The sequence below is a fragment of the uncultured Lamprocystis sp. genome, assembly GCF_903933125.1.
Classification (GTDB): Bacteria; Pseudomonadota; Gammaproteobacteria; order Chromatiales; family Chromatiaceae; genus Thiodictyon.
Map to the genome: position 1 here is coordinate 1 of NZ_CAIZIZ010000365.1, position 3,878 is coordinate 3,878.

At 59.6% G+C, this 3,878-nt stretch carries 4 protein-coding genes; all 4 read left to right on the plus strand.

The genetic code is table 11. The annotated features are described in order from the left end of the window. Positions 1 to 136 precede the first annotated feature (136 nt). The 4 genes from QZY03_RS18845 to QZY03_RS18860 all read left to right on the plus strand — a co-directional run bounded on the left by QZY03_RS18845 (position 137) and on the right by QZY03_RS18860 (position 2,651). Positions 137 to 472 (plus strand): type II toxin-antitoxin system RelE/ParE family toxin, encoded by a 336-nt coding sequence (locus QZY03_RS18845; protein WP_295583706.1) that lies wholly within the window; start codon positions 137 to 139, stop codon positions 470 to 472. Then, on the plus strand, positions 456 to 761 hold the full coding sequence (locus QZY03_RS18850) for a helix-turn-helix transcriptional regulator (protein WP_295583703.1): 306 nt from the start codon (positions 456 to 458) through the stop codon (positions 759 to 761). Before QZY03_RS18845 ends, QZY03_RS18850 begins: the two co-directional genes overlap by 17 nt. Before the next feature lie 658 nt (positions 762 to 1,419). Further along, positions 1,420 to 1,800 (plus strand): clan AA aspartic protease, encoded by a 381-nt coding sequence (locus tag QZY03_RS18855; protein WP_295583704.1) that lies wholly within the window; start codon positions 1,420 to 1,422, stop codon positions 1,798 to 1,800. A 5-nt stretch (positions 1,801 to 1,805) separates the two neighbouring features. Then, entirely contained in the window at positions 1,806 to 2,651 is an 846-nt protein-coding gene (locus QZY03_RS18860; RefSeq protein ID WP_295583705.1) for a transposase, read from the plus strand. Positions 2,652 to 3,878 lie beyond the last annotated feature (1,227 nt).

Consider the following 3,878-nt stretch of genomic DNA (forward strand, 5'->3'; position numbering starts at 1 on the left):
AGGGCTGGAAGCCCTGACTACGCAGGCCGCTGGCCGGGATTACGATCAAGGCCGTCGCGTTGAGTTTCCTGGAACCGTAGCGGTGGCAAAGCGCCCTTGACTTTATCGCATATTTGGTATAAATATTCGTCTTATGATGTGGATAGTTGAGACACTAAACGCCGATGTGGACACAGAAATAGCCGTCTTGCCGGCTGATATGCGGGCTCGCTTGAGCCGGATTTCTGCCTTGATTGAGGCGGTTGGCCTTGAAAAGGTTCATGAGCCGCATATCAAGCACGTAGAAGGCCCCTTGTGGGAAATGCGAATGAAAGGCAGGGATGGCATATCACGGGCGCTTTACGTCACAGCCTGGCAAGAGCGCGTGGTGATTGTGCGGGTCTTCATCAAGAAGACTGAGAAGACACCGCGCCACGAAATTGAGATTGCCTTGAAACGGGCGCAGGAGGTGACCGATGACCAAGATTGCTAAACTCCATGATCAGTGGATGGCCGATTCCGAATATCGGGCTGCCTATGATGCCCTGGAAGATGAGTTTGCGCTTGCCGCCGCTTTAATCGAGGCGCGGGCAAACGCCGGACTGACGCAGGAGCAACTAGCCAGCCGTATGAACACAACCCAGTCGGTTGTTGCCCGGTTGGAAGGTGGGCGGGGGCGGCCATCCACTAGAACACTTGAGCGGTTCGCTAAGGCGACCGGAACACGGCTCAAAATCAGCTTTGAAAAGAACACGACGCAGCGCCGCGCACCGCACATCTAAGCCGTGCGGGGTGTTTAAAGATCAAAAGATGGTAGTCCTGTAATCTGTAGGCGAAGCCCCGCAACATTGACTGGAAACGATCGAAAAATCGGAGAACGAAGGCGGGGTCACCATTTAGCTGACCCCGGTGCCGGCACGACATAACCCCTCGTGCCCAAACACGTTTTTGATCATGCCGCGAAGCGCCGCATTGTCACCGCGAACGCGCCGTCGGTTCTCATTGCGCAAGTGACGGATAAACTCCGATCCGCACCAGTCACCCTTCTGGATCAAGGCGATGGGGCTGCTCCCCTGGGGAGTAGACACCCGGTCCCTGGTTCTTACGAACCCCAGAAAATCGTCGGTGCCCTTCCCGGGTCCAAGTGGGCCACGCAAGCGTGGGTTCACAGCACTGTAGCTCGGCACCCGCGGGGGCGCCGTCCAACCGCGTCGTGGCTCGCGGGCAGGGGCGTTTCGGTCACACGCAGTCCTCCGTGGCGTTAGCAGGGAGGCGTCGGTGTCCAATCAGATCGGGTGGCTGGTGGCCAACCCCATGTCCTAGCAAAGGCCGGGGTCAGGTCTTGCAATCCAGTAGCAAAGGCCGGGGTCAGGTCTTGCAATCCAGCAGCGATCGGCTATGCTCCGCTGTACATCATCGACATTCTTCGGAGCGTGTTTCATGGGACATTTGTTTGCTGACATCACGTTGAGCAATCCACGCAGGCCGGAACTCCACCCAATCACACTTCAGGCGCTCGCCGATACGGGGGCGCTGATGCTCTGTATCCCCGAGCACGTTGCTCTGCAGCTCGATTTACAAACCGAGTCCTTACGCGAGGTCACGGTGGCCGATGGCCGCTCCATGCGTGTTCCTTATGTTGGCCCATTGAAAGTGACGTTTGATAACCGTCTGTGCTTTGTGGGGGCGCTGGTGATGGGCGATGAAGTGCTGCTTGGTGTTGTTCCAATGGAGGATATGGATCTCGTTCTGTCTCCGAGTCGACAAACGATCATGGTCAATCCGGACAGTCCGAATCTTCCTCATGCGCGTGTCAAGTAGCGGCGATGGCAAGACCGCTGCGCATTGAACTGGCGAGTGGGCTTTATCATGTGACCGCGCGCGGTGATCGGCGTGAGCCGATCTATCGCAACGAGCTGGATCGTGTGGATTGGCTGGAGGTTGTTGGCCAGGTCTGCGAGCGTTTCAACTGGCGCTGCCATGCCTATTGTCAGATGACGAACCATTATCATCTGGTGGTCGAGACACCCGAGGGGAATCTTTCCAAGGGAATGCGTCAGCTCAACGGGGTCTATACACAGCGCTTCAATCGCCGTCACGGTCTGGTCGGACATTTGTTTCAGGGACGCTTCAAGGGCATCCTGGTTGAGCGGGACAGTTATTTGCTGGAGTTGGCGCGTTATGTCGTCCTCAATCCGGTGCGAGCCGGCATGGTGGCGGAAGCGGCCGATTGGTGTTGGAGCAGTTATGCCGCCATGGTTGGGCAAGCGGCAGCACCGAACTGGCTCGAAACCAACTGGCTGCTGGCGCAATTTGGTGAGGAGCGGGCCAGCGCGTGCGCCGGCTATGTCGCCTTCGTGGCCGCTGGCGTTAGTCAGCCAAGTATTTGGGAGGGGTTGCGCCATCAGATGTTTTTGGGCCGTGAGTCGTTCGTGGAGCAGTTTGTCGGGGCTGGCAAGCCGGTGGAGCGATTGCGCGAGGTGCCGCGCGTACAACGCCGACCGCTGCTGGCACCGTCATTGGCTTGGTTTGAGCTGGACTATCCTGAGCGACGCGAAGCGATGGCGCGGGCCTTTCTGACCGGCGTCTATAGCATGCAAGAAATCGCGGATCATTTTGGCGTGCATTACTCGACCGTCAGCCGGGCGGTGCGTCGGCTCGAAGCCGGGTAGCCGCGATCGGCTCGATCGGCACGGCGTCAGGTCTCCCATTGCACATTCGCTAACTCGCGTAAGATGAAACAGATCCTGAGGTATCCCGACGTTGGCAGACGCAGTCCAGTCTCGTCGGGGACGGCCTCTTGGGCATCCTCCCGTACCGGGCCAGGTTGTCGGCCCAGTAGCGCGGCGATCTGTCTTGCGGAGAAGCCGGGGTCAGGTCTTGAAATCCCGGAGAAGCCGGGGTCAAGAAGCCGGGGTCAGGTCTTGGTCAAGAAGCCGGGGTCAGTGCGGCCTGGCAAGGCCGCGTGTTCTAGCGGGTGAGAGTCCTGCCTGGGTCATCGTGAGCCGCGAGCCCAGTATCGAGCCTTGCGGCGCGAGCGGTAACGGGCGCGTCGATGCGTAGGCACGAAAGCAGGCGAGGTGCAAAGGTAACGGGTGATGCCGACCCTGAAGGTGTTGAGCCCCGAAAGTCTTGGTTGGCGAGTGCCGACGGTTTTGACCCGCCGGTAGGCAACAACCGGTGCGGCGCCATGGCGAGCAGCGCCGGTACTCCCCGGGGTCCGAGGCCGTGTCGAGCCTGACATTGAGAATACGCGGTAACCAGGGAGATCCAAGCGTCGGTCCGCAGGAGGCGGGCACCCATGAACAAGTGTAAGAGCGAGGACATGGGCAGTGGTGCTTGGAAGTCGGAGCCATCCATCGTAGCGTCGATGCCGGGTCATGCCGGGGCAGCCTTGCGGGTGGCGGCTTGAGACAATGCGCGATCGATACGCGGCCCTACGCCGAGAGGATTTTGCCCGCGACCACTAAACTCGCGCATTTCACACGGATAGCAAAGCTTCGCGCGCTACGCCGGACGCATGGTGCACGGAGTCGATGGGGCGATGTTGCTCTGTTCGTCCAGGGATGACTCAAGCTGGGAGCCGGATGGTGTAACACTCCAAGTCCGGTTCTGCGAGGAGCCGGGAACGAATCGCTGTATGGCAGAGATATCGTGGCACCGCCGGGAAACCAGGCGGCAACAGAGAACACAAACGTCTGCCTAAGCAGCGGTGAGAACCCGGCTTACTCTCCGGTCTTGAAATCCAGCATTGATCCGTCATGGGGTAGAGTAGAGCGAAAGACCGGGAGGGACCAAGGACGGACCGGTACGGACCCGCACCGCGCGTCCCCGCCTACCTCACCGTCCCTTGGCCTTGCAGCAGGGCTTTGAGGCGCTCAACCTCGGCTAGGGCTTCG